The sequence below is a fragment of the Bowmanella yangjiangensis genome (assembly GCF_017255015.1).
Classification (GTDB): domain Bacteria; phylum Pseudomonadota; class Gammaproteobacteria; order Enterobacterales; family Alteromonadaceae; genus Bowmanella; species Bowmanella yangjiangensis.
On sequence record NZ_JAFKCS010000267.1, the window covers coordinates 1 to 1,077 of the forward strand.

The 1,077-nt window shown below is 59.0% G+C and carries 1 protein-coding gene; it reads left to right on the plus strand.

Features of this window, described 5'->3' with window-relative positions:
* Window positions 1–258: 258 nt before the first annotated feature.
* On the plus strand, window positions 259–1,077 hold an 819-nt coding region (locus tag J0A65_RS23870), incomplete at its 3' end, for a LysR substrate-binding domain-containing protein (protein ID WP_206596762.1).

The window sequence follows — 1,077 nt, forward strand, 5'->3', positions numbered from 1 at the left end:
GCGTTTTCTAAAGACATTTGGGATGACGCGTTCTGACGTATTTACTGGGGTTTCAGACAAGAAACTTTGGCGCGGCGCTGTTCTACTGGTACAGGTCGCTGACGTGATGTAGCTGCGGGCGGCGATGCGCCAGTTTACCAGAGCTGTGACTTTTCTCTCGTGGCGCGTATCGGTTTAACGCTAGATGCTACATGCTTCAGGTCGAGCCGCATTCCAGACAGCGGTCAAATAACAACAACGCCTGCGTGAATTGCCTGCATGAAGATTCAACCTCTGCCTCCGCTCAACAGCCTGGTGGCGTTCGAGTCGGCCGCGCGAAACCTGAGTTTCACCCTCGCGGCCAAGGAACTGAACGTCACCCAGGGTGCGATCAGCCGACAGGTGCGCCTGCTTGAGGACTACCTCGGCAAGACCCTGTTCGAGCGCACCACCCGTGAAATCAACCTCAGCCCGACCGGTAGTCACTACTACGACACGGTGCGCGAATCCTTGCTGCAACTGGCCCACGCCACGGGCGAAATCCGTCACTGGCGCGGCGCGCAGCAGGTCACGGTGGTGACCAGTACCGCCATGGCCTCGCTCTGGTTGTTGCCGCGGGTCGCCGAGTTCCAGCGTGACAACGAAGAAGTGGATCTGCGCATCATCGCCTACGACCACGTCAAGGACTTCTCGCGCCTGGATTGTGATCTGGCGTTGTACTACTGCCGCACACCGCCGAAGAACATGCAGGTGACGTCTCTGTTCGCCGAAGAAGTGTTCCCTGTATGCAGTCCAGGCTACCTGGCCAAACACCCGGATTTCTGCGACCCGGCGCAGCTGGCCACTGGAACCTGGCTATGGCTGGAAGACCCGCAGCGTGACTGGATCAGCTGGCCGGAGTGGTTCCAGCGCCTTGGCTACAAGGCGTGTGAGCCGAGGCATAGGATCAACATCAACAGCTACTCGATGCTGATCCAGTCGGCGCTGAGTGGGCAGGGTATTGCGCTGGCCTGGTCGAATCTGGTGGACAACTATCTGCAGACCGGCGCATTGGTGCGGCCTATCGATGTCACATTGCACACCGATGCGCAGTTCTGC